Genomic DNA, 25,332 nt, shown 5'->3' with positions numbered 1-25,332 from the left:
GCATCACCCCTCAGCCGCAAGTGCATCCAGCTCGTTGCGCATGCCGTAGAGCACGCCTTCGTCGGTGTTGCCCTGCAGCCGCTCCAGAAACAGGTCTATTTTGCGGATCAGCGCCTTGCGCTCGCCATCCGGCACTTGGCCAGCCTGCAGCGCCTTGATGCTGGCGTGCGTGGCGGACAGCATCAGCCGGTGGTTGAACGTGGTCTGCGCCGCGGGCAGCAGCTTGGCCATGGCTTCGGCAAACTGGTTTTTCATCAGGATTTGCACGCCTTCACGATTCAGCTCGCTGACTTCCTGGCCGATATGCTGGATATACGCCTGCCATTCCGGCCGCTGGCTGGCAGCGCTCTCCAGCATGCCGGAAATGTATTTGGTGGTGACAAAACGGCGCGCCAGCGCGGCCAGCCACCGGTACGGTGCCACGTTTTCATCGGCTTGCTCGCCCGGAAGCGTGGGCGGGCAGACCTGATCTGCGGTCATGATCCAGTTTACTGCCAGCTCCAGCGTGAAATCCGGCCGGGAAACCTGCTCGGCCAGTTCGCCCAGCGCATCGGCCTTGCCGGCAAACAGTGTGCTGGCCAGTGTCCCCACCACGCGGTTCTTCAGCGTATCTTCACGCTGGCAGATGGCGGTGACCATTTTCAGATACTTCTCGGCATCGCCATGGGCGTTGTCGCGGCGGGCGGCCAGCGCCAGCTGCAGCACCGTTTCCGGCGCCAGCACCGATGAATTGCCGCCACAGGTCACTGCTTTTTCCAGCATCTGCCGCGCCTTGGCCGAATCGCCCAGCATATTGGCCAGGTTGCCGGCCTTCTGCAGCCGGGTGACATTGTTCGGTGTCATCGACAGGCATTTCTCGAACACCGCCATCGCTTCGTCCAGCCGGCCCTCCGCCATATACATATTGGCGAGTTCCTCGTATGCATCCACGTACTGGCCGTGATCACTGATGGCGCTCTGCAGGGTGGCTTCGGCTTGCGACTTGTTGCCCTGCTTGTTGAGTACGCGCGCCAGGTTGAGCCTCGCCCACGGCACGATGCGGCTACCGAGTATTTCTTCCAGCAGCACGCGCGCTTCATCCAGCCGGCCGGTTTCCAGCAGCAGGTTGGAGAGCAGGCGCAGGCAATCGTTGCGGTATTGGTCGGCTACCTCAAGGATGTCGCGCAGCACTTCGATGGCGGCATGCGGGTCGTTCTGCTCGATTTTGTCGTACACCGGGCGGAAGAACTTTTTCTTTTCCCACGCCACCTTGAGCCGGTCGGTGAGCTTGGCACTGGTGAAGGGCTTGATCAGGTAATCGTCCGGGCCGATTTCCGCCACCGCGACCACTTTTTCATAACTCGCTTCGGCGGTGATCATGAACCAGATGGTCGATAGCGGCAGTTCTGCGGTCAGGCGCATTTCTTCCAGTAATTCCTGGCCGGTGGTGCCTTCACCGAAGTAATAGTCACACAGCACCACGTCGTATACGCCGTTTTTCAGCCGCCGGCGTGCTTCGCCAACGCTGGCTGCGGTATCCACGCGCGAGATGCCGGTTTGCGACAGCGTCATGCGTACCGACTGGCGTACTACCGAAGCATCGTCAGCGACCAGGACCCTGGCTTCATTGAATTCCGGCATCGGCTTCCATATCCACTTGCTTATTACTAGCAATATCGGCTTTATTTGCCCGCTCTGCAGCATTACTTACAATATGGCACCTTGGCCGTTGTAACGGTTGGCGGTTTGATCAGCGGTATCCGTTGCGCCGAACGGTTGGGGATGCGCTACTGCATAGCCTTGGGCGTAATCCACACCGATCTCGCGCGTCAGCTGCAGGATGCCCGCGTTCTCGACGAATTCGGCAATGGTGCGTTTGCCCATCACGTGGCCGATGTGGTTGATGGCCTCGACCATCGCGCGGTCGGATGCATCGTTGAGCATGCCCTTTACGAAGGCACCATCGATTTTCAGATAATCGACCGGCAGGTGCTTCAGATACGCGAATGACGACATGCCGGAGCCGAAGTCGTCGAGCGAGAAACGGCAGCCCAGTGCCTTCAGCGCATGGATGAACACGGTGGCGCGGGTGAGGTTGGCGATGGCGCTGGTCTCGGTGATTTCAAAGCAGACCGAGGTGGCCGGCACGCCGCTTTCCAGCAACTGGCAGCACACGTATTCGAGGAATGCTTCGTCGCCGATCGATGTGCCGGACAGGTTGATCGAGCATACCAGGTCGGTCTTCAGCGCCCGCATGGTGGCCAGTGCGGTCCTGACCACCCAACGGTCTATGGTGGGCATCAGGTTGTAGCGCTCTGCAGCGGGAATGAAGGCAATCGGCGGCACGATGCTGCCGTCTTCGCCGATCAGCCGCAGCAGCACTTCCACATGGCGTACCTCGTGGCCGTGCAGCGGGGCAATTTCCTGTGCATACAGGCAGAAGCGGTTTTCATCCAGCGCGCGGTGGATGCGCTGCACCCATTCCATCTCGCCATAGCGTACCGTCAGCTCGGCATCGTCCGGTTCGTAGCGCTGCACGCGGTTGCGGCCTTTTTCCTTGGCGAGGTAACAGGCCACATCTGCGGCGCGCATGCTGTCCTCCAGTGTGGAGAAACTGTCATCCAGCGCGACGAGGCCAATGCTGACGCTGACCGAGAATGGCTGGTTGCCCCAGGCAAAGTGCAGCACCTCGATCGATTCGCGCAGCGTTTCCGCAATGCGCTCTGCAGGCTCGGGCGGGCAGCCTTGCAGGATGATGCCGAATTCGTCGCCGCCCAGTCGCGCCAGCGTGTCGTCGCCCCGCAAATGGCCTTGCAGCGTTGCGCATACCTGGCGCAGCAGTTCATCACCGGCGGCATGGCCGCAGGTATCGTTGACGAGCTTGAACTGATCCAGATCCAGATACAGCACGGTGTGATGTGCCGGGCGATGCGGGCGCTCGGCAATCAGCCGCGCCAGCCGCTGCTCGAACTCGCGGCGGTTGACGAGGCCGGTGAGTTCGTCGTGGCTGGCCTGCCACGACAGGTTGGCAACGAACTGGCGCTCGCGCGTCATGTCGTGGAAGGCGAGGGCCACCCCGGCTATGCTGCCCGCTTCGTCGTGCATTGGGGCTGCCACCAGGCGCACCGCTGTTTCCGATCCATCCAGCCGGATCAGCCACAGGTTGCGGCCATCGGTATCGGCGGCAGTCCCTGCCAATACCTGGCCAACGGGGTCGAGCACGTTCTGCTGCTGGGCTTCGTCGGCCAGCCGGCAAACGTGCTCCAGCAACAGGCCGGGGGTGTGGCGTACGCCCAGCAACGCTTCTGCCGCCGGGTTCATGTAGCTGACCCGCCGCTGCGTATCGGTGGTGAGCACCGCATCGCCGATAGAGGCCAGCGTGACCAGCGCACGCTCCTGTTCCGCCTGCAGCGCCGCTTCCATGCGTTTGCGTTCGGTCACGTCCTCGAAGGTGCCGGCCATGCGGATGGCCTGGCCATTGCCATCGTGGGTGGCGCGCCCTGAGGAGTGATACCAGCGGTATTCGCCATCGATGGTATGGATGCGGAATTCGTGCTCGTAGTGAGCGCCGCTTTGCAGGTGGGCATCGAGCGCAGCGCCGACCGGTTGCTGGTCATCCGGGTGCAGCTTTGCCATGATGGCCTGTAGCTCGACCGGTTCATCGTTGCCGGCAAACCCGAACAATTGCTTGTATTGGGTGGAGATATAAACGCCATTGCTGGGAATATCCCAATCCCATACGCCATAGTGGCTGCCACTGACCGCCAATTGCAGGCGCTCTTCGCTTTTCTGCAACGCGTCTTCAAGTTTTTCACGCTCGGCCAGATGCTTGCGGGTGCGCCAGACCGCCAGCACGATCAGGAATAGCGCGGTGGCAAGGTTGCCATAAAGCAATAAATCCCGGATTGCGTGCGAGGCTTCGCCGAGCGTGCCGGAGAATTCATTCTCTATTGGCGTCAGCCGGCTATTGATGGCTTCCAGTTGCCGGCGTGCAGCCCGGGCGCCGGCTTCGTCCAGCGTATTGCCGCTGATACCGGCATGCAGCCGGCTTGCCACTGCATCGAGTTCCGCCAGCGATTCATCAGCCTTGCCCCAGATGGTGATTGCGCGGTCGATATAACTCACATCGCGGAAATAGTGGAACAGCCAGATCATCGCCGGCACGTCGGCGGGCAGGTTGCCGCCGGCCAGGAAACCGCGCTTTGCTGTTGTGAAGTCAGGCTCCGGCGCATCGAGGGCCAGCCGCGCCACATGATCGCCCTTGGGAATGGCGATGGCCTGCCGGTATTGCTGGTAGGCAACCGGGTCACGCGTATCGAGATAGAGAGTCAGCGCATAGATGGCATCTTTCTGTCCCTTGGACCACAGGCTTTCACCGGCTACATAGGCGCGTACCGCAGACAGGATGTTGATGCTGAGTATGCCGGCCAGCACCAGCAGCATGACCACGACAACAAAAGGCCAGATCAGCAGGATCAGCCTCTGGTAACTGTTGTGGCGGTGTGCGGGCATGCAGGGTTCCTGTCTGGCACATCGCGGCTGGCTGTGCCGCGCGCAGGGTGGCGATGGGAAACGCCATTGTATTAAATATTGCTAATTTACTGATGTACTGCACGGAATTTTGATCTGCGGCGCACAGGCGTGGCAGCCTGCCCGGCCGGGCAATTGCCCGCTGGTGCGCAAGCAGGCATGCAATAGCCGTTATCGATCAGATGCTTATGCACTTACTGCATGCTGTCATCGATCACTATATGCCACTGCGCGCGGGTTTGTTCCTGGCGGGACGAGCGGCGGGGAGGGCGGGGAGGGCGGGGAGGGCGGGGAGGGCGGAAAAACAAAAACCCCGATCTTTCGATCGGGGTTTTTGTCTGGTATTGGTGCCCAAGAGAAGACTCGAACTTCCACGCCCTTGCGAGCGCTAGGACCTGAACCTAGTGCGTCTACCAATTCCGCCACCTGGGCATTTCTTCAATACAGTTCTGGCAGTAATTCCAATTTGCGTAGTATGGTGCCCAAGAGAAGACTCGAACTTCCACGCCCTTGCGAGCGCTAGGACCTGAACCTAGTGCGTCTACCAATTCCGCCACCTGGGCTACGCTTGCTGCTAGAATTACTGCTGTGCTGCAAGAAGAGGCGCAATTATCGGGAAACAAAGGACAGATGTCAACAAAGAAAACGCAGAATATTCGACCATCGACACGCGGCAGCAAAAAAACCAGCCTGCGCGAGCAAGACCCATGGCTGGAACGTGAACGCCAGCGATACGATAACCCATTGCCCAGCCGGGAATTTATCCTGCAGCTGCTCACCGAATCCGGTGCGCCGTTCGATGCGGCGGAGCTGGCAAAAAATTTATCCATTACCGAAGCCGAACAGCCGTTTTTTGATCGCCGCCTCGCTGCCATGGCGCGCGAAGGCGAGCTGATGATCAACCGCAAGGGCGCATTGTGCCTGCCGGAGAAAGTCGATTCGATTGCCGGGCGTGTACAGGGCCACAAGGATGGCTTCGGTTTCCTGGTGCCAGATGATGGTAGTGACGACCTGTACCTTGGCCCGCGCGAGATGGACAAGGTATTGCATGGCGACCGTGCGTTGGCACAGCAGATTGGCCTGGATCGCCGTGGCCGCCGTGAAGGCAAGATCATTGAAGTGCTGCAGCGCGCCAATACTCGCCTGGTGGGGCGCTTCCATCTGGAGCGTGGTGTTTCCATCGTGGTGGCGGAAGAAAAACGCATCAGCCAGGAAATTCTCATTCCCCCCGGTGAAACTGCCAATGCCAAGACGGGCCAGGTGGTGATGGTGGAGATGATCCAGCAGCCGGAGCGCCACGTGAAGCCGATCGGCCGCGTGGTGGAAATCCTTGGCAACTATGACGACCCCGGCATGGAAATCGAGATCGCACTGCGCAAGCACAGCCTGCCGCACGAGTTCTCGGTCGAGGCCGAAGCGCAGGGCCGTGCCACCCCGAAGAAGGTGCGCAAGCAGGACTGGGATCCGGTCGATGGCGTGGAGCGCGTGGATCTGACCGATTTGCCGCTGGTGACCATCGACGGAGAAACCGCCAAGGATTTCGACGATGCAGTCTATGCAGAGAAGAAAGGCAAGGGCTGGCGGCTGGTGGTGGCGATTGCCGACGTCAGCCACTATGTAAAGCCGGACGATGCGCTTGACCAGACCAGCTTCGAGCGCGGCAACTCGGTGTATTTTCCTCGCCGCGTGATCCCCATGCTGCCCGAAGGGCTATCCAACGGCATCTGTTCGCTGATGCCGGATGTGGAGCGCCTGTGCATGGTGTGCGACATGCAGGTGTCTGCCAGTGGCGAGATCAAGAAATACAAGTTCTACCCGGCGGTGATGCATTCCAAGGCACGGCTGACCTACACCAAGGTGTGGGACATGATTTCCAGTCCCGAAGGGGAGACGGCCAAGCAATACAAGAAGCTGCTGCCGCACCTGCAGACCTTGTATGCGTTGTTCCAGACCTTCCTCACCGCGCGGCATGAGCGCGGCGCCATCGATTTTGAAACCACCGAAACGGAAATCCGCTTCGATGAAGTGGGCAAGATCCGCGAAATCGTGCCGGTGGTGCGCAACGATGCCCACAAGCTGATCGAGGAATGCATGCTGGCCGCCAACGTGTGCGCGGCCAACTACCTGATCGAGAAGAAGCACCCGGTGCTGTTCCGCGTGCATGAGGGCCCGAACGAATCCAAGCTGGAAAAGCTGCGCGAGTACCTGCGCAGTTGCGGTCTCTCGCTGCCGGGTGACATGGACCCGACTGCCAAGGATTACGCGCAGCTGCTGGAGCAGATCAAGCTGCGCCCGGATGCCGAACTGCTGCAGACCATGCTGCTGCGCAGCCTGTCGCAGGCGGTATACACGCCTGAAAACGCTGGCCACTTCGGCCTGAGCTATGAAGCGTACGCGCACTTCACCTCGCCAATCCGCCGTTACCCTGATCTGCTGCTGCACCGTGCCATCAAGGCGGTGCTGGCCGGCAAGAAGTACCAGCCGGCACAGAAATGGGAGCAACTGGGTCAGCAATGCTCGATGACCGAGCGCCGGGCCGACGAAGCCAGCCGCGATGTGCTCAACTTCCTCAAGTGCTACTTCATGCGCGACAAGGTGGGTGAGGAGTTCGAAGGTACCATTTCGGCGGTTACCAACTTCGGCCTGTTCGTACAGCTGGACAAGCTCTACGTGGAAGGTCTGGTGCATATCTCCGAGCTGGGCCAGGATTACTTCCACTTCGACGACCGCCGTCATGAACTCAAGGGCGAGCGCAGCGGCAAGCTGTACCGGTTGACCGATCGCGTGCAGGTGCGCGTGGTGCGGGTGGACATGGAATCGAACAAGATCGATTTCGTGCTGGTAGAGCCGCAGGCAGCAGCGACGCCGCAGCAAACGCGTGCAGGCAAGCAGGCAGCGATCAAGAATGCGCAAGCTGAGCCGGTTGAGGAAAACGCTGCCAAGGGCCGTTCCCGCAGCCGCAAGGGCGCTGTACAGGCTGCTCAGCCGCAAGCAGTAGCCGAACCGGCCCCGAAGCAGCGCACCAAACGCACTGCCGAACCGGTGAAAACCGCAACCGCTGTGGCAAAACCGGCCCCTCGCAACGCAAGTACTGGCAATAGCGCCGCCATTGAGCAGCAGTCGTCGCAACCAGCACCACAGCCAGCACCTCAGCCAGCTGGACGGCAGCGCAAGGCCAAACAGGCAGAGGGCAATGGCGCCGGAGGCAAGTTGGCAACCGCCGCGACCACGCCGGTTGCCGAACCGGTGCGCAAGTCACGCACGGGCAGCAAGCCCCAGCCGCAAGAAGAAAGCCAGGCCGCGCCGCAGGGCACCAGGCAGAAGCGTGCGGTGGTCAGGCAGGTCAGCGCGCTGGCAACACCACCCGGCAGCAATGCGCCGGTTGCAACGCCCGCATCCGCTGCTGCCCCACGTCCCGGCACGCGACCGGCACGGCAGGTCGCACGCTTGCTGCAAACGCCGGAAGCCGTTGCTGCTGCACAGGTGCTTGCGTCTGCCGCCGCAGAGGCAAAGGCAAACCAGTCGCCAGCACAGCCGCAAGATAAGCCGCAGGATAAACCCAGCCGCAGCCGCAGCAAGGCCGCAACGGTGCAGGCCGATCAGACGGCACAGCCGGCAGCACGCAGCAGGGCCGCCAGAAAACCGGCTGCCGGGGCTGCTGCAGCGCAGGACGGCGGGGTAGCGGATGGCGGTGCACCGACCGCAGGCAGGCGCCGGCGACGCAGTCCGGGCGGGCAGGGCTGAACAGGATGACGGCACGGTGTGCCGTCATTTTTGCTGGATCAATCCGGATTTATGGTCAGCGCACTGGCTTGAGCAGCCGGTGCTGCGGAACGGCGCTTAGCTGAGCGCGCGGTTGAGCAGCTCGCGCTGGGAATCGGGCAGGTCGACAATTTGCCCGATCAGCTTGAAACGGCTGATCTGCCCCATCAGCGTGGCAGTGGTGATTTTCAGTTTGCAGTCGAGGTAGCGTTTTTCGTTGCCGCCAGCGCTGGGCAGGTCGACAAACAGGCGGCAGACGGTGCCGGCCCTTATTTCCTGGTCGGCCAGAATGATCAGGCTGCTGCCCGATGCTTCGACCACGCGGCCGAGCATTGGGGGCGTTGCCGGATCGAGCATGATGGCTGCGCGCCAGCCGACGATCTTGCGCTGCTGTTGGGAGGATGATTCGCTCATGATGACAGGATCAATGCGTGAGGTGATTCGTGGCAGCGGGACACTGCACAGCGCAGGATGGCAATGGCCGGGCTGCCGAAAGTACAGGCGCCATGATACCCTCTCACCCGGGCGCTGTGGCGTGTGCGGCCACTTTTAGTTCGTGTTAAAAATACTCCCCCTGATTTTGCAAGGAGCTCTTCCAGTCATGTTCATCGTTGATCGTTCCGTTGCCCTGATCCGCCCCAAACAGCTGTTCCTGGACTGGCTGCTGGCGTTGCCAGGCAACGATATTCCGCTGACGCTGGAAGATATCCGCAGTGATTGCACGGTGATCCTGATCCCCGAAGCCGCAGAGCCGGAAGACGGCATCGCCTATATCGACGAGATTGCCGACAAGCTGTTCGAGATGGAATTGTCGTCCTGGGTGGGCGATGAGGAACTTTGGCCCAAAAAGCGCAATCTCAAGCTGTTCTGGGAATGGTTCGATGTGGAAATTCACCTTGGCGTGATGGACAGTGTGGATGAGGATATTCACAACACGCCGTCCGACCACGGATACCATTGATGCTGACGGCGCCGGGTGCGCCGTTTTTCATGCCCGCTGCCCGCGTCTGTCCACTTCGGATTCACCCGCTACAGGAAACCTCATGCAACGCCTGATTGCCCCTTTGTTTGTTGCCGCAATGGCAACTGTTGCTCACGCAGAACCACTCAATTACAACGTGGTGAACCTCGAAGCCAATGCCACCCGCGAGGTGGGCAACGATACCGCATATGCCACGCTGTTCATCGAGCTGAGCGAGAACGATCCGGCCAGGCTGGCCGACAAGGTCAACCTGGCGCTTGCCGGTGCCGTCAAGCAGGTGAAGCAGGTGCCTGCGGTGCAATCGAATGGCACCGGTTATTCCACTTATCCGATTTATGAGAGCAAGACCAACAAGCAGCAGGGTTGGCGTGGCCGGGGTGAACTGCGCCTGAGCAGCCGCGATTTTGCCGCGCTATCGAAGCTGCTGGGGCAGTTGCAGTCGCCGCAGGACGGGCAACCCGGCCTGCAACTGGCGGAAGTCCGCTATGGCGTTTCCGAGCAACAACGCACCCAGGTCGAGAATGAGCTGATCGAGGAAGGCCTGAAGGCATTCCGCCAGCGTGCCGAGCTGATCCGCAAGGGCATGGCTGGCCAGAGCTGGAAGGTGGTGAACATCAATGTCAATGCTGGCACTGCAGCACAGCCAGTGATGCCATTACGCACATACAAAGCTTCATCAATATCCCAAGATGCTGCAGCTATACCGACACTGGTAGGTGGCGAGAGCCGCGTGACCGTCTCGGTGAATGGCAGCGTGCAGATCGCCGAATAAGCGCGCCATCTGCCTGACCACCAGCGCCCAAGCCTGATCCCATGCCGCCCTCCTTGCTCATTTCACGCTCGGTCATTGCATTGCGCTGGGCGGCATTCGCGCATGGTGCTGCGCTGCTGGTGGCATTGCTGCTGCCTTGGGGCTGGATGATGGCGGCATTGGTGCTGGTGGCGATTTCTGCATGGCGGGTACGCAAGGCTGCGGCTGGCCCGCAACGGCTGGATGTGCTGGCCGATGGGCAATTGCGCGTCGGCTGGGCCGATGGCCGCAGCGCGGATGCCGGCCTGTTGCCGGCCAGCCGGGTTACCGCGTGGCTGACGGTATTGCAGTTGCAGTTGCCACAACAGCGTTGTGTACTGGTGCTGTGGCCCGACAGCGCACCAGCCGATACGCTGAGGCAATGGCGCGTGTGGTTGCGCTGGCACTGGCCGGCGCTACAGCGTGCTGCGCTGATGCAGATGGAACAGCAATGAACGAGGTCATCGTGCAATACAGCACGGTAAACGGGCAGGACTTTGAAGCATTGCTGGCATTGCGCATTGCCGCGATGCGCGCCAGCCTGGAACAGGTGGGGCGTTTTGATCCGGAGCGCGCCAGACAGCGCTTTGCAGAGTCATTCGACACTGCCGCCAGCTTCAGTATCGACATTGATGGGCAATGGGTCGGGTTCTATACGCTGCGCCCGGTTTACGCTGAGCCTGCTTCAGATCAAACGGTTACAGATGAGCCGGTTGGCGATGCGCTGGGGCTGGATCATCTTTATTTGCATCCAGACCATAGCGGTCGTGGGGTGGGCAGTATGGTGATGGCGCGACTGATCGCCATTTCACGGCAGTTGAACCTGCCGATCAGGCTGGGCGCATTGCGGGGAAGTGCCGCCAACCGTTTTTACCAGCGGCACGGTTTTACACAGTGTGGCGAATCCGAATGGGACATCCTTTACGAGCGCATGCTCAACGCCGTGTGAGTGATAGCAGCGCAGGGCTGCTTCTTTGATGGCCCCAAAGTAGATAGCACTACTGAAGAGCAACAGCAAGGCTCCCTCGCGAGGGCGGGGGAATCAACCAGGGAGAGCCGCTGCCTCACTTGCCAGAGCAGGTTAGGACCCGGCTCGGCCGGGTTCCTGATGCCGGTTGATCACAGATGCTAACCCAAGGTATACGCCAGGCTTGCCCTAGCCGAACATCACCAGCCGGTGTTCGGCATTTTCAGGATGCGCCAGCACGCGGGCCGGCAAGCCGTATACGTCTTCCAGATGGGCCGCAGTCAGTACCTCGTCGGGCGTACCCAATGCCACGGTCTGACCGTGCGATAGCAGCAATAACCGGTCACACCAGCGCGCAGCCAGGTTCACATCGTGCAGGACGACCAGTGCGGCAATGCCTTCCTCTCGTACCAGGCTGGAAACCGTTTGCAGCAGCAACAGCTGGTGCTTGGGGTCCAGGCTGGCAGTGGGTTCATCCAGCAGCAGTACGCGGTATTCGCCGGCTTGCCGTGCTGCCAGTATCTGTACCAGCACGCGGGCGAACTGCACGCGCTGTTGCTCGCCGCCCGACAGCGTGATGTAGCGGCGATCAGCCAGCCCCGTGGCATCGGCCAGTGCGAGCGCACGTAACACCAATGCATCCAGCTCGCCCGGGGTGAGTTCGGGGAAGGGGTATGCGCCCATGCCCACCACCACGCGCACGTTCAGATCGAACGCCAGTGATGGCGATTGCGGCAGCACCGCTCGGCGGCGTGCCAGTGCATCGGGTGCCCAGCTGGCCAGTGCGCGCTCCTCGAACCGCACCTCGCCGGAACCCGCCTTGAGTTCACCGGCCAGTGTGGCCAGCAACGATGATTTGCCGGCGCCATTGGCGCCCAGCACCCCCAGCACTTCGCCCGCTTGCAGGGTCAGCGTGATGCCGTGCAATACCGTGCGCTTGCCGCGCACGCAACTGAGTTGATGGACGGCAAGCATCAGGCAGTCCTCCGTGTCAGCAGCCACAGGAAGAACGGGCCACCGATCAGGCTGGTCACGATGCCGATGGGCAGCTCGGCCGGAATGACCACCATGCGCGCCAGCCAGTCGGCCAGTGTGAGGCCGATGGCACCGGCGATCAGGGTATTGGGTAGCAGCCAGCGGTGATCCGCGCCCAGCGGCAGGCGGATCAGGTGCGGTACCACCAGGCCGACGAAGCCGATGGTACCGGTGACGGCCACCAGCGGGCCGACCAGCATGGCGACAATGATGATCAGCCGGCGGCGCAGCAGTTTGAGTGCAAAGCCCAGATGCTGCGCTTCGCGCTCGCCCAGCAGCAGCGCATTCATGGCCCGCCAGTCGCGCAGCAGCAGCGTGCACAGGATCAGCACCCACGGCGTCAGCCACGCCAGCAGCGTCCAGCTGGCACCGGCCAGGCTGCCCAGGTTCCAGAAGGTGAGGTTGCGCAACTGGGTATCGTTGGCCTGATAGGTAAACAGGCCGATCAGGCTGCCGCAGATGGCATTGATGGCAATACCGGCCAGCAGCAGGTTGGCAACGCCGCTCTGGCGGCTGCCCAGCTTGTAGGCGAGTGCGGTCGCCAGCAGGCTGCCGACGAAGGCCGCCGGCGCGATCACCATCAGCCCGGGTGCACCCAGCACGATGGCGCCGACTGCGCCCAGTGCACCGCCCAGCGAAATGCCGATCAGGCCAGGCTCGGCCAGCGGGTTGCGGAACAGCGCCTGCATGGCGGCGCCGGAGATGGCCAGCCCGGCACCGACCACCACGGCAAACAGCACGCGCGGCAGCCGTACTTCCAGCAACACGTTGCGCCACATGGCTTCATCGTCGGTGGTGGCGCCCGAGAACAGCAGCGCAGGGATGCGTACCAGCGGAATGGATACGGCACCGCTGGAGGCAGAGGCAAATACCAGGATCACCAGTGCAATGCACAGCACCAGCAGTACGCGCAGCGGCGTGATGCGTGGCGGGGGTGGCGTGGCTGAAACATCAGCGGCGGCGTGCGGGGAGGAGGTCACTGCAGGCATGTTAATCGATTTCTTCACAGGAGGCTGTTGCGGTAAATGGCAAGCGGCAGGCGTGGTGCCTGCCGCTTGCCAACGGGCAAGGATCGCTTACTTGCCAGCGCGCCTGGGTAGCATGCTGGCCTGGATCTGGCGCAGCGCTTCCGGCAGGCGCGGGCCGAAACCCAGCAACAGCAGGTCATCCATCACGAGCACGCGGCGGGCCTTGGCGGCCGGCGTGACGGCGATGCCCGGCTGTGCGAGGAAGGCTTCCAGCCCGCCCTGCGCCGTCACCGACATCGACGTGGTGATGATCCAGTCCGGCTTGAGCGCAGCAGCAGCTTCGGCCGAAATCGGCTTGTAACCCTTCACGTTGCCCAGCACGTTGCGCGCACCGGCCAGCTTGACGATGGCATCGGCAGCGGTTTCTGCGCCTGCACCTTCGAGCTTGCCGGTGTGGCTGCTCACCAGCAGCACGCGCTGCGTCAGCTTCACCTGTGTGTATTGCGCCGTCTGCTCGCGGATCTGCTTGACGAGCGCCCGGCCATCGTCACGCAGGCCCATGGCCGCAGCCACGCCGTGGATGCGCTGCTCGAGTGCATCCAGCGTCGGAGCGGACGGTAATACCACCACGCGCTTGCCCAGCCGGCGCAACTGGTCCACCGCTTGCGGCGGGCCAGCCTGGTCGGATGCAAGGATCAGATCCGGTTGCAGGCTGGCAACGCCTTCTACCGAGAAAGCGCGGTAGTAACCGACCTTGGGCAGCTGATGCACGGCGGGCGGGTAGATGCTGGATGAATCGACACCCACCAGCTTGTCGCCGGCGTTCAGCGCGTAGACGATCTCGGTCAACGCACCGCCCAGGCTGACCACGCGTTGCGGCACTGCTGCCTGCGCAAGGCCGGCCAGCAGCATCAGGCCGGCGGCCAGCCAGCCAGTCCATGTCCTGATCGCCATGATCATGCTGCCAGCGGTGCGTTGCACAGGCTGACCAGCAGCTCGCGCCACGCGGCCAATTCCGGCTTGCCCGGCTTGCGCTCGCCAAAGAACTGCACGATCAGCTCGCCACTCGCGGCGTAGATTTCCAGCGAGGTAACCCAGCCATCCACAGTTGGCTTGTTGACGATCCAGCTCGAGGCAATCGCTTCGGTGTTCAGATGCAGATTGAATTTGGCATCGAGCACGTTGTACCAGGGGCCGGTACGCACCAGCTTTTTCACCGGGCCGGAATGGATCTGCACGATGCCGCGGTTGCCCACGAAGCACATGATGGAGAGCTCCTGCTCTGCAGCACGCTGCAGCATGGTTTCCACGGTGTCGTTCGGCACGGTTTGCGCGAGGTCTGCACCGACAGCAGCCAGGGCGCCCAGACGCGAGACCTTGAACTTGCGCAGCATCGGGAAGAACGCGTGCGTGTCTTCCAGCCCCAGCCAGTGCGCACGCAGTGCAGCCGGGTCTTCTGCCTGGTTGCTTTCTGCCGGGATCACGATGGCTTCGACTTCAGGCACGCGCTTTTCAGCAGCCTTGAACCTGGCCACGAAGGCATCCCATGCCGCGACATCGCTGCCCTCGGTCTTGAATACCTTGTGGACGGCCACGCTTTCCTTGTCGAAGAACTGGATGCTGTCGCGGCCACCTTCGGACACCGCGTAGAAGTAACGCCAGCTGCCGAAGAACAGGCGCAGGTCGATGTCGGCACCCAGCACCAGGCCAACCGGGCCTTCGGCCTGGATGTCTTCATACTTGCCGTGGCGCTCGTGCACACACCAGTCATTGCGCGACAGCGCCATCACGTTGCCCAGCGTACCGATCTCGCGGAAGATTTCCTGTGCGGTGCCGGAGAGCTCGAACGAGACAACGCCGCATTCGGCGGCAACGAGCGCGGCCTCTGTGCTGCCCAGACGGGCTGCGCGCTCGCGGATGCGCAGCTTGGATTCATCGGCAATCAGTGCAGCGTGACGCTGCTGCAGATCGGCTGCGAAGTCGACGAAGATGGGTGTGTTCATGATTTGCCTTTCTAGTCTTTTAAAAACAGCTTGCCCGCAATGCGGGCAAGCTAGCTTGCAGTCGATCGGTTTCGACAGGTTTGCGGTGCGGTGCGCCGCGTTTTTCCTTTAGAACTGCCAGTTCACCGAAGCACGGAAGTTGCGGCCCGGCTGGGTGTAGCGGTCCATCACGGTGCTGGTCGATGCCAGGCCGCGCACGTCGCTGTCAACCCAGTATTTGCGGCCGCCTAGGTTGTACACGCCACCGGTGATGCGCAGATCCTTGGCGGCAACCCACCATGCGGTCAGGTCAACCAGGCCATAGCCCGGTGCCTGGAAGTAAGTCGGCGTGCTGACCTTGTCCTTGGCGCTGACGGCGGTAAGACGGCCTTGCGCCCCCCAGGTTTCATTGCCGTAGCCAAGTGCGAATACACCCTTCAGCGGCGATACGCTGTCCAGGTATTTGTCGGTATCTTCATCACGGCCCACTGCGTATGCAATGCCGGCGGTGGCCTTCCAGCCCGGCATGAACGACCAGAATGCTGCGGCATCTGCGCCGTAGATCCGCACGTTGGCCTTGTTCACGTACTGGTAGGTGGTCGATGTACCGGGCACGCAGTTGACGTTGCCCGGGCAGTTGTAGGCGTCTTGCTCGATGAAATCCTTGTAGCGGTTGTCATAGGCGGTGATGCTGCCGCCCAGTGTCTTGCCGCCCAGGCGGGTACCGAATTCAAAGCCGCGGCTCTTTTCAGGCTTGAGGCTGGGGTTGGCGATGGTTGCATAGCCAAACGCCAGGTTGGTGAAGCCCGAGTTGAGTTCCGAATAAGCCGGCGCACGGAAACCGTATGCATACTGGCCGAACAGCGTGAAGCCTTCGCTGACGTTCCAGCTGGCGGCCAGCTTGGGCGACCAGGCGCTTTCGTCCTGGTTGACCGGTTTCAGGCCGGTGTAGTACTTGTCGGTTTCCGGGTCCAGTTTGTAGCTGTCGTAGCGCAGGCCGGGGGTCAGCGTGTACTTGCCGTTGGCGAACGAGATTTCATTCTGCGCAAACACGCCCCATTGCTTGGTGGTGGTGTTGGGGAAATCGCGTGTCGGGAAGCCGCTGGTATTGGGCACCGCGCAGCCGGTTGCGCACTGGTAGCCGGAGCGCAGTTCGCTGCTGTCGGTAGTGAACCATTCGGCGCCATACACCCAGTGCTGGCCGATATCACCGGCAACGATGCTTTCCAGCTGGCCGTTGATGCCCTTGGTATCCTGGCTGAACTCGGATACACGGTTCCATACCTTGCTGGCTGCCGGTGTGCGGATGCGGTCGGTCTGCTGGCGGGCATCGCTATCTTGCTTGTAGAGCATCACCTTGGCGCGGTCGATCAGGCTGTCCTGCAGCGCGGTATAGCCGTATTGCAGCGATGCGCGCTTGCGGTTCAGCTCATCCTGGGCCTTGCTGGAGAGCGGGGTGGACAGCGTGGCATCGCCCAGCTCGTTCAGCAGCGAGGTATCGGTTTCGCTCTTGAACGCCTCGAGCGTGACGCCCAGCGAGTGGCCGCTTTCGAAATTGTGCTGCAGCTTGGCCAGTGCGCTGGTCTGCGTGTAATCCTGCGGGTTGGGCGTGGTGCGGCGCGGGCCGTTGACATCGCGCTCACCCATATTGTCCTGCTCGTGACCCTTGCGGCCGTTGGCCTGCACCAGCCATAGCGTGCCGGCACCGGCTTCACCGGCCACGGCGGCGCTGCCACCGTAGCTGCTGTCGCTGCTGTCGTAATCGCCCTTTACCTGGCCGGCAATGGATTTGCCCTTGCCGCGCAGCAGATCGGCGGGTTCCAGCGTATTCATGCCGACCACGCCACCCAGTGCATCCGAGCCATACAGGCTGGAGCCCGGGCCGCGCACGATATCGATACCGGATAGCGTGGCGAAGTCGACGCTGTTGCGGCCGCTGTTGAGCAGCGGGCCAAAGTTGAATGCATCCGGCAAACGGATGCCGTCCACCAGCATCAGCACGCGGTTACCTTCCAGGCCGCGGATGTTCACGCTGGAGAAGCCGTAGCGCGGATCACGCACGATATTCACGCCCGGTTCCAGATCACCCAGATCGCGCCAGTTGTTGACTTGCTGGTTATCCAGCGTGCTGCGGCTGGTGGTGGTGACCGCCGGCGGCAGGTCTTCCAGTGATTTTTCGGTACGGGTGGCGGTAACGACAACCGGGGCGAGGGTATCGTCGGCCTTGGGGGCATCAGCGGCAAAAGCGCTGTGCAAAGCGCAAGCCATCAGGGTAAGGGCGATCGGGTGCGTGGTACGAGTCATGCCAGGGTCCTTGAGCGGGAGCAGTGTGGGCTGGTGCCCAACGCGGCTGGCTACCCGGCATGAAGTCCGGAACTGGCTGGCGATGCGTGTGTTTGAAGAAGCGGGCACATTGCTGCGCCAGCATCATTTGGTGAGGATCAGTTTGCCTTGCTTGGTTTCGCGCAATGTGTAGCGCACGCCTTTGTGCTCGATCACCACCACCTGCTGATTGGCCAGCAGGCTGCGGCTATCGATCACTGCTGGCAGCGGCTGGGCAGCGGGTGAAGGCGGAGTGGCGCGGGGCGTATTCATGGGTGAAGATAATAAATGATAACAATTCGTATTTGCAAATAAAGCTTACAAAATTTCTGCGCTTTTTGCTTGAAACCGACCGGCGGCAGCATCAATAGCGCTGTTTTGCCCGTAAAACAGGCATGTTCATGGCATTTTCTTACGGTGCAATACCATTGTGTATGTTTTTGTGCAACACGCAGCGTGGTGCACAGTGCTGCGGGTGGCGCTGGCTGAACTGGTATCATCAGCCTGCTACCGCCTTCACCGATGCCGATGACCCCAACCGTTCCGCTATTGGCCTTGATGCCTGACCAACTGCAACGCCTGCCGGCAACGCAGACGGTAGTGCTGACCGTCAACAATCGCCTGGCAAGGCGATTGCATGCCGAGTTTGCGCGGCGGCTGGAAGAGGCCGGGCTGGCCGTGGCAGAACTGCCAGCGATCCTGCCGATTTCCGCGTGGTACGCCGCGCAGGCCGAAGCGGCCGCGTTCCTGCCGGGCGAAATCTTGCCCGCGCACACGCTGGATGCGTTCTCTGCCCAGTTGTTATGGACACTGGCAATCCGCACCGAGGAAAAAGACCGCCCCCTGTTTGACGAGCGCCAGCTGGCGCTGCTGGCCGCTGACGCCGATGCATTGATCAGCGAATGGGTATTGCGCCTGCACGCGGCAGAAGAAACCGATGAATCGCGCCAGCTTGCACGCTGGCAGGCGCGCTACCGCAAGTTGTTGGCACGCACCGATGCGGAAGATGGCGAAGCCGGGATTGCGCGCACCTTGCGCCTGCTGGAAAACGGCCAGTTGCGCGCGCCGGCGCACCTAGTGCTGGCCGGGTTCCGCGAATTGTCGCCGCGCCTCATTCGCCTGCTGGCTGCGATGGCGGCACAGGGCGCGCAGCTTTACCGGCTGGAAGACGCCGCAACACAGCAAACGCAAACCGGGCGTTACCAGGCCGCAGACCGCACTGCCGAATGGACAGCAGCGGCGCAGTGGGCGGCGCGCGCGCTACAGGCCGAACCAACCGGGCGCTTTGCCATCCTGGCGCCAAGACTGGAAAACGATGCGCCGTTTGCACGCCGCGTATTGCTCGATGCGATAGGCGATGCAGATCTGATCAACATCGCCATCGGCAGGCCGCTGTCCGAATGGCCGCTGGTGCGCGCCGCACTGGCCTGGCTGGCGGTGCTCACAAGGCCGGGCAACTGGCAGCCCGCCGAATTGGGGGCCGCGTTGCTGGCCGGCCATTGCGCCGGTGAAGTGGCCGAAGCGGGCGAGCGGGCGCGCATCGATGCGCAATGGCGCTGGCGCGGTACGCTGGAAGTAGCGCAGCACGAATGGTTGCGCCAATTGTTTACCTGCCCGCAATTGTCTGTTGCGTGGCCGCTGGCTAAAGCCGCGCTGGACGACGGGCGCAGGCAGGCCAGGGCGGATGCTTGGGCAGGAAGGCTGGTGGCCGCGTTGACTGCGCTGGGTTTTCCCGGCGAGCGCGGGCTCGATAGCGTGGCTTTCCAGGTGCAGGAAGAATTGAAAGCGGTATTCACGCGCTTTGCCGCGCTGGCGCCTGCCGCGGGCGAGCTCAATGCGCGTGGCGCGGTGCAATTGTTTACCCGGCTGGCACGGGAAACCCCGTTCCAGCCGCAACGCAGTGCCAGCGCACGGCTGGATGTGCTGGGTCTGCTGGAAGCCGAAGGCGAGCGCTGGGACGGCGTATGGATGCTGGGGCTCACCGATGACGTGTTGCCTGGCATTCCCAAACCCAATCCGCTGTTGCCCTTGCCGGCATTGCGCACCGCTGGCGCACCGCGCGCCACGCCGGAGCGTGAACTCATCTACGCGCAATCGCTGTTTGTCGCACTGCAGGCATGTGCGCCCGAAGTGATTGTCAGCCATGCCGAACTCGACGGTGAACGCGAGCTGCGGCCGTCGCCATTGATTGCCCATATACCGTTTACCCGTTGGCGGGCGCTTCCCGTGATGGTGGCCGAGCCGCTGGCATTGCTTGCCCGGCAGGACGATGCCGGGCCGGCGCTGACCGAGCGCGACGTGGTTTCCGGTGGCGTGGGCGTGCTGGAAGCGCAAGGCAAGAACCCGCTGTGGGCGTTCGTGCGTTACCGGCTGGGCGCACAACAGTTGCCGGAGTATGCGGAACAGGTGCCGCTAAGCCTGCGTGGCGTGTTCATTCACAAGGCGATGGAAATCCTCTGGCGCGCATTGCAAAGCTCGGCCGGGCTGGATGCAGCAATCGCGCAAGGCGTGTTGCCCGAGATGATTGCCACTGCGGTGGCCGAGGCCGCGCCACGCAGCCTGGAGGATTTGCCGCCAGCCATCCGTGATCTCGAATGCGCACGTGCGGTGACGGTAATCGGCGACTGGCTGCAGCTGGAACTGGCGCGCACGCCGTTTGAAGTGGCTGCCACCGAAGCGCCGCATACGTGGCGCCATGGCCCGCTGAACCTGCGCTTGCGGCTGGACCGGCTGGACCGGTTGCCCGATGGCGGCGCGGTGATTGTCGATTACAAAACCGGCAAAAACCTGGATATCTCCGGTTGGGGCAAGCTACGGCCATCCGAGTTGCAGTTGCCGCTGTATGCGTCTGCCATTGCCGCCGATGTACGTGGCCTGCTGCTGGCTGGCTTGCACGCACGCGAAGTGGCGGCCAAGGGGCTGGCGGCGGAAGACCTGGGGCTTGCTGGCGTGGCCGACCCGGCGGCGCTCGATCCTGGCAAGGATGCGCTGGGCGGCATGGCCTGGGATGCGCTGCTGGCCACCTGGCAGCAACGCATCAATGCGCTGGCCGATGAGTTCGTCGCCGGCCATGCCGCCAATGTAGCAGCCCGCCCGCAGGACATGGATTACTGCGACGTGCTGCCGTTTTTGCGGCTCGATCTGGAAGACGACGAGGACGCAGCATGAGCCGCCAACCGCAAGACTGGCAGGCACGGCTGGCTGCTCTGGACCCGGCGCGCTCCTTTTTGGTACAGGCGCCAGCGGGCTCGGGCAAGACCGAGCTGCTGACTGACCGCATTCTGGCGCTATTGCCCACGGTAAGCCGGCCCGAAGAAGTGGTTGCCATTACCTTCACCCGCAAGGCTGCGGCGGAAATGCATGCACGGGTAATGCAGAAACTGGCGCGCGCGCGTGGTCCGGCGCCGGAGACCGAGCATGCACTACGCAGCTGGCAGCTGGCAGGTGCGGTATTGGCACACGATGCCGAGCAGGGCTGGCACCTGCTTGATCACCCCGGCCGCCTGACCATACAGACTATCGATTCGTTCTGTGCCGGGCTGGTACGGCGCATGCCTTACCTGAGCCAGCTGGGTGGTATGCCCGCCACCGTGGACGATGCGCGCCCGCATTATCAGGCGGCGGCGCGCGCCACGCTGGCGATGGCGGGTGATGAACTACTGGGCGCACCGATCCGCTTGCTGCTCAGCCATCTGGATGTGGACCTGAAAGCCACCGAGGAACTGCTGGCGGCGATGCTGGCCAGTCGCGATCAATGGCTGCCATTGCTGGGCGGGCTCGCCAATGCATTCGATGCGACCGAACTGGCGCAAGACCGGGCATTGCTTGAATACAATTTGCGCCAGCTGGTGGTGGAAGAAATGCGCAGCCTGGTCGATGCCATGCCCATGGGCTGGTATCACGAACTGGCACCCGTTGCGCGTGCGGCGGCAGAAGCGCTGGAAGCGGAAAAGCCGGGCGTGCTCACCGCGCTGATGGACTGGCAAGGGGAGCTGCTGGCTACCGGGCCAGAGGCCTTGCCACAGTGGCAGGCATTGCGCACGCTGCTACTGACCGGGGGCAAGCCGCGCAGCCCGCGTGGCCTGAGCAAGAACCTGGGGTTTCCGGTGGGCTGCGCGCACAAGGCACCGATGGCCGACTGGCTGGACCGGCACGGCATGGAGGCGCAAGCCGCATGGGCGCAGCGGCTCGATGCGGTCGACGTCTTGCCGGTGCCACGCTTTACCGATGCGCAGTGGCATACGCTGGCGGCGTTGCTGACCACGCTCAAGCTCGCTGCTGCGCAATTGCTGGTGCGCTTTGCCGAGCAGGGTGAAGTGGATTTCACCGAGATTGCTAGCCGCGCGGTGGCAGCGCTGGGGCAGGCGGATGAGCCGAGTGATCTGCTGCTGCGGCTGGATGCGCGCATCCATCACCTGCTGATCGATGAATTCCAGGATACCAGCCAGCCGCAGATCGATCTGCTGGGCAAGCTGACCGCCGGCTGGCAAGCCGGGGACGGGCGCACGCTGTTCCTGGTGGGCGACCCGATGCAGTCGATCTATCGTTTCCGCAAGGCGGATGTGGGTTTGTTCCTGGCCGCGCGTGATCACGGCGTGGGCGAGATCGCACCGCAGTTTCTGGCGCTGACGGATAACTTCCGCTCGCAGGCAGGCATCGTGGACTGGGTGAATCTGGCGTTTGCCCGGCTGTTCCCCGCACAGGACGACGCGGAAAACAGTGCAATCGCCTACGCGCGCTCCGCGGCGTTCAACCCCGCTTTGCCCGATTATGCGGTATGTTTCCACCCGGTATGGCGCCGCGACAGCGAGCTGCCAGCGCAGGCCGAGGCCGATGTGGTACTGGCCTTGGTGCAACAGGCATTGGCGCACGACGAGAGCGGCAATGTCGCCATCCTGGTGCGTGCCAAGAATCACGCACACCGCATTGCCCGCAAGCTGGCGCAGGCGGGGATTGCGCACAAGGCGGTAGACCTGGTGCCGCTGGCGCAACGGCCGGTGGTGGCCGACCTGGTGCAGCTGACGCGGGCACTTTGCCACGCGGGTGACCGGCTGGCGTGGCTATGCGTGCTGCGCGCGCCATGGTGCGGACTCAGCCTGCATACGCTGGCCGCGCTGTTCGGCCATGATCATGTCACGGCGATTCCTGTACTGTTGGCGCATGCGCCACGGCTGGCCGCGCTGGACGAAGACGCGGCGGCGCGGGTGGCCGCGATCGTACCCATTCTGCTTGATGGTAGCCACGCCAACGGCAGTCTGCCGCTGGCAGCACATGTGGCGCAAATCTGGCGCCGGTTGCAGGGGCCGCAGATCTATTCGGCCCCACGCGATGCGGTCGACGCCGAGCGGTTTTTCCAGTTGCTGGAAACGCTGGCCCCCTACGGTGCGCTGGACCCGGCTGCGCTGGATGATGCGCTGGCCAGCCTGTTTGCCGCGCCCGATCCGGCGGCAGACCGGGTCGAGATCATGACCATGCACAAATCCAAAGGCCTGCAGTTCGATACCGTGATCCTGCCCGGCCTGCACCGCAAGGCGCCGCCGGATCATCCGCCGCTGCTGCGGCTGGAGGTCTCGCAAGGCCGCTTGTTGCTGGGGCCGATCAAGCCGCTGGCCGAGCGCGATGCGGACCCGCTGTCGCGTTACCTGGGCGAGCGCAACAAGCGCCGCGCTGCCTATGAGCTGGATCGCCTGCTGTACGTGGCTGCCACGCGTGCCAAACGGCATTTGCATCTGGTGGGGGAGCTAGCGGTCAGCAGCAAGACCGGCGAGATCAGGCAACCACAGTCATCCAGCCTGCTGGCACGCCTGCTGCCGGTGCTGCCGGCGCTGACGCCGCCTGCATTGGTTGCGGCGGTGGACAATGATGAAGCGCAGACAGTGGCCGGCCCCGTGTTTGCCGCATTGCCGGCTGATCTGCTGCCAGCCATCCAGCCCATCATGGAGCCGGAGCGCACCTATGGCCGTTTTTCTCTGGCCGCGCAGTTGGTGGAAGCCGCGGTTGGCACGGTGGTGCATGCCTGGCTGGAACGCATCGGCAATGATGGCTTGGCGCAATGGCCGGCAGCCCGGCTGCAACAGTCGTTACCACTGATGATCCGCCAGCTGTTGCGTGCTGGCCTGTCGTCCGGCGATGCCGCCAGTGCGGCGCAAACGGTATTGACCACCTTGCAGGCCACGCTGGCAGATGCGCGCGGGCGCTGGCTGCTGACGCAGGCTGCACGGCGCGAGTGGCGGCTGATCGATGCAGCAGGCAAGGTTGCGGTGATCGATCTGGCGCTGGAAACCGCCGATGGCTGGCTGGTGGTGGACTACAAGACGGCCAATGCGCGCGATGGTGAGGATGAGGATGTGTTTGCCGAGCGCATGTGGTCAGCACATGGCGAGCAACTGGCGCTGTACTGCAATTTGCTGGCCGCGCTGACCGGTAAGCCGGTCAGCGCCGCGCTGTATCTGCCGCGTGCAGGCCGCTGGCTGGAAAGGACGCCTGTAGCCAAATCCAGCGATTGATGCTGGCGACCTTTCCGGTGGTCAGGGGCGGGGCGTTGTGGTGGGCAACTGGTCGGGCGGGGTGCAGGTATTGTCGGCAAACGGGCCTTTATGCTGCTCCCAGCCGCTGCCGGGGTTGCTCTGCACGCAGATCAGCTTGCCATCCAGTTTGCTTTTCCAGGTATACCAGCCGGCAGGCGCGGCCCATGCGGTGCCGGGTAGCGCAGGCAGCAGCGTGAGCAAGATGGCAATCGTTGCTGCAGTTTTCATGCCGGATTTCCTTTGGCAGGCATCCATGTATGGGCACAGCATGCATGGGCGGGCGGCGTGTGCGCAAGCGTGAAAAATCGCACCGTGGCCGGCTTCAGCGTGATGGCCAGTGCCAGGGCGGCTGGTCCAGCGTTTGCTGCCCTTGCAGCCGGGTTTCGCCCAGTTCCTTTTCCAGCATCAATGACTGGCAATCGGCGCTGCGCTCCAGCGTGGCAATCAGCCGTGGCGCGTGGGATACCACCACTACCTGCGTCTGCCCGGCCGCCAACGCGATCAGCCGCCCCAGTGCTGGCAGCAGATCGAGATGCAGGCTGGTTTCAGGTTCGTTCAGTACCAGCAAAGCGGGCGGGCGTGGCGAGCGCAGCGCGGCGATCAGCAACAGATAGCGCAAGGTGCCATCCGACAATTCAGCGGCACGCAACGGCCGCAGCAGACCGTGCTGGTGCATCAACACTTCGAAACGGCCATCCAGATTGCGGATTTCGATGCGCGCACTGGGAAAGGCGTCTTCCAGCGCGGCATCCATCGCCGCGTTGTCGCCGATTTCCCTTATCGTCTGCAGTGCGGCGGCCAGGTTGGCGCCATCGTCGGCCAGTACCGGGCTATGGGTGCCGATCTGTGCCTGACGCGCCGGGGCGCCTGCATCGCTGCGGAAATGATCGTAGAAGCGCCATGAACGCATTGCCTCGCGCAGCCGCAATACCTCAGGTGCACGCAGCGGGTCTGCACAGTGCGTCATCATGCTGTCGAAGCTGGGCAGCTTGTGGTGCAGCGCCAGCCAGCTGCGGCCGTCACGCATCCGCACGGCTGCATTGCTACGGTCCACCAGCGCACTGGCGGACCGGTAATACGGCCCGGCCCAGATGCATTCGCGCTTGATCACCGGGTCGTGCCCGAACAGCGTGCGGTGCGGAACGGGCATGCCCAGATCGATGGCGTAGCCGAACTCGTCGCTGGCAAAGCCCAGCTTGAGGTTGACCGATTCGCTGCGCACCGTGCCTTCGATGGGCGCATCACCGCGCCGCATCGCGTTCGAGAAATTTTCCGGCCCCGCCCACAGTGTCGATTGCAGGCCACCTTCGCGTGCCAGCGCCGGAATCACACCGTCCTGCGCGGTTTCCGCCAGTAGCCTCAGCGCACGGTATACGCTGGATTTGCCGCTGCCATTGGCGCCGGTAATGACATTGAGTTGCGCCAGCGGCAGGATCAGCGCGCGCAAGGAGCGGTAATTGGCAATGGCCAGCGTGGTGATCATGCGCT

The 25,332-nt window shown here is 62.8% G+C and carries 18 protein-coding genes and 2 tRNA genes; 7 read left to right on the top strand and 13 right to left on the bottom strand.

What is annotated here, in order from left to right; genetic code table 11:
• Positions 1 to 3: 3 nt before the first annotated feature.
• The 4 genes from IGB42_RS05620 to IGB42_RS05605 form a co-directional block, all read right to left on the bottom strand.
• Entirely contained in the window at positions 4 to 1,620 is a 1,617-nt protein-coding gene (locus IGB42_RS05620) for a tetratricopeptide repeat protein (protein WP_159668208.1), read from the bottom strand.
• 66 nt (positions 1,621 to 1,686) lie between these two features.
• On the bottom strand, positions 1,687 to 4,491 hold the full coding sequence (locus tag IGB42_RS05615) for an EAL domain-containing protein (protein ID WP_159668206.1): 2,805 nt from the start codon (positions 4,489 to 4,491) through the stop codon (positions 1,687 to 1,689).
• Positions 4,492 to 4,854: 363 nt separating this feature from the next.
• Positions 4,855 to 4,941 (bottom strand) — tRNA-Leu (locus IGB42_RS05610).
• 44 nt (positions 4,942 to 4,985) lie between these two features.
• Positions 4,986 to 5,072, bottom strand: a tRNA-Leu gene (locus IGB42_RS05605).
• A gap of 67 nt (positions 5,073 to 5,139) precedes the next feature.
• Between IGB42_RS05605 and rnr the strand changes: the two genes are divergently transcribed.
• Positions 5,140 to 8,253 carry a ribonuclease R gene (rnr, locus tag IGB42_RS05600; RefSeq protein ID WP_159668203.1) on the top strand — a complete coding sequence of 1,038 codons (3,114 nt, stop codon included), beginning with the start codon at positions 5,140 to 5,142 and terminating at the stop codon, positions 8,251 to 8,253.
• A 96-nt stretch (positions 8,254 to 8,349) separates the two neighbouring features.
• On the opposite strand, the gene IGB42_RS05595 is transcribed toward rnr, so the two are convergent.
• Entirely contained in the window at positions 8,350 to 8,685 is a 336-nt protein-coding gene (locus tag IGB42_RS05595) for a hypothetical protein (RefSeq protein WP_159668200.1), read from the bottom strand.
• Between the two features lie 187 nt (positions 8,686 to 8,872).
• Between IGB42_RS05595 and IGB42_RS05590 the strand changes: the two genes are divergently transcribed.
• From IGB42_RS05590 to IGB42_RS05575, 4 genes are all read left to right on the top strand, one after another.
• A complete protein-coding gene (locus IGB42_RS05590; protein ID WP_159668198.1) occupies positions 8,873 to 9,232 on the top strand; it encodes a hypothetical protein in 360 nt (119 codons plus the stop codon).
• Positions 9,233 to 9,314: 82 nt separating this feature from the next.
• The gene (locus IGB42_RS05585; protein ID WP_159668195.1) at positions 9,315 to 10,025 is read left to right on the top strand and encodes an SIMPL domain-containing protein; all 711 of its coding nucleotides are present in this window, start codon (positions 9,315 to 9,317) and stop codon (positions 10,023 to 10,025) included.
• Between the two features lie 41 nt (positions 10,026 to 10,066).
• The gene (locus tag IGB42_RS05580) at positions 10,067 to 10,498 is read left to right on the top strand and encodes a protein YgfX (RefSeq protein WP_159668192.1); all 432 of its coding nucleotides are present in this window, start codon (positions 10,067 to 10,069) and stop codon (positions 10,496 to 10,498) included.
• Positions 10,495 to 10,992, top strand: coding sequence for a GNAT family N-acetyltransferase (locus IGB42_RS05575; protein WP_159668189.1), 498 nt, complete (start codon positions 10,495 to 10,497; stop codon positions 10,990 to 10,992). The genes IGB42_RS05580 and IGB42_RS05575 overlap by 4 nt, the downstream gene beginning before the upstream one ends.
• A gap of 207 nt (positions 10,993 to 11,199) precedes the next feature.
• Here IGB42_RS05575 and IGB42_RS05570 read toward each other — a convergent pair whose 3' ends face one another.
• From IGB42_RS05570 to hemP, 6 genes are all read right to left on the bottom strand, one after another.
• Positions 11,200 to 11,985: a heme ABC transporter ATP-binding protein gene (locus IGB42_RS05570; RefSeq protein WP_159668186.1), complete on the bottom strand. Its 786-nt coding sequence runs from the start codon at positions 11,983 to 11,985 to the stop codon at positions 11,200 to 11,202.
• The gene (locus tag IGB42_RS05565; RefSeq protein WP_159668183.1) at positions 11,985 to 13,034 is read right to left on the bottom strand and encodes an iron ABC transporter permease; all 1,050 of its coding nucleotides are present in this window, start codon (positions 13,032 to 13,034) and stop codon (positions 11,985 to 11,987) included. Before IGB42_RS05565 ends, IGB42_RS05570 begins: the two co-directional genes overlap by 1 nt.
• A gap of 87 nt (positions 13,035 to 13,121) precedes the next feature.
• Entirely contained in the window at positions 13,122 to 13,967 is an 846-nt protein-coding gene (locus IGB42_RS05560) for a hemin ABC transporter substrate-binding protein (protein WP_159668180.1), read from the bottom strand.
• Positions 13,968 to 13,969: 2 nt separating this feature from the next.
• Positions 13,970 to 15,016 carry a hemin-degrading factor gene (locus IGB42_RS05555; RefSeq protein WP_159668177.1) on the bottom strand — a complete coding sequence of 349 codons (1,047 nt, stop codon included), beginning with the start codon at positions 15,014 to 15,016 and terminating at the stop codon, positions 13,970 to 13,972.
• Between the two features lie 108 nt (positions 15,017 to 15,124).
• The gene (locus tag IGB42_RS05550) at positions 15,125 to 17,299 is read right to left on the bottom strand and encodes a TonB-dependent hemoglobin/transferrin/lactoferrin family receptor (protein WP_159668174.1); all 2,175 of its coding nucleotides are present in this window, start codon (positions 17,297 to 17,299) and stop codon (positions 15,125 to 15,127) included.
• 123 nt (positions 17,300 to 17,422) lie between these two features.
• Positions 17,423 to 17,590, bottom strand: a complete 168-nt coding sequence (hemP, locus tag IGB42_RS05545; protein ID WP_159668171.1) for a hemin uptake protein HemP — start codon at positions 17,588 to 17,590, stop codon at positions 17,423 to 17,425.
• A gap of 285 nt (positions 17,591 to 17,875) precedes the next feature.
• Between hemP and IGB42_RS05540 the strand changes: the two genes are divergently transcribed.
• The gene (locus IGB42_RS05540; RefSeq protein WP_201799838.1) at positions 17,876 to 20,485 is read left to right on the top strand and encodes a PD-(D/E)XK nuclease family protein; all 2,610 of its coding nucleotides are present in this window, start codon (positions 17,876 to 17,878) and stop codon (positions 20,483 to 20,485) included.
• The gene (locus tag IGB42_RS05535) at positions 20,482 to 23,823 is read left to right on the top strand and encodes an exodeoxyribonuclease V subunit beta (protein ID WP_159668165.1); all 3,342 of its coding nucleotides are present in this window, start codon (positions 20,482 to 20,484) and stop codon (positions 23,821 to 23,823) included. The genes IGB42_RS05540 and IGB42_RS05535 overlap by 4 nt, the downstream gene beginning before the upstream one ends.
• 21 nt (positions 23,824 to 23,844) lie before the next feature.
• Here IGB42_RS05535 and IGB42_RS05530 read toward each other — a convergent pair whose 3' ends face one another.
• Positions 23,845 to 24,072, bottom strand: a complete 228-nt coding sequence (locus IGB42_RS05530; RefSeq protein ID WP_159668162.1) for a hypothetical protein — start codon at positions 24,070 to 24,072, stop codon at positions 23,845 to 23,847.
• A gap of 94 nt (positions 24,073 to 24,166) precedes the next feature.
• Positions 24,167 to 25,327 carry an AAA family ATPase gene (locus IGB42_RS05525; protein ID WP_159668159.1) on the bottom strand — a complete coding sequence of 387 codons (1,161 nt, stop codon included), beginning with the start codon at positions 25,325 to 25,327 and terminating at the stop codon, positions 24,167 to 24,169.
• Positions 25,328 to 25,332 lie beyond the last annotated feature (5 nt).

The sequence above is a fragment of the Andreprevotia sp. IGB-42 genome (genome assembly GCF_009848685.1).
In the GTDB taxonomy this organism is placed as follows: Bacteria; Pseudomonadota; Gammaproteobacteria; order Burkholderiales; family Chitinibacteraceae; genus Andreprevotia.
Note: the sequence above shows the minus strand (reverse complement) of the source record. Positions and strands in the feature narration are given on the sequence as shown.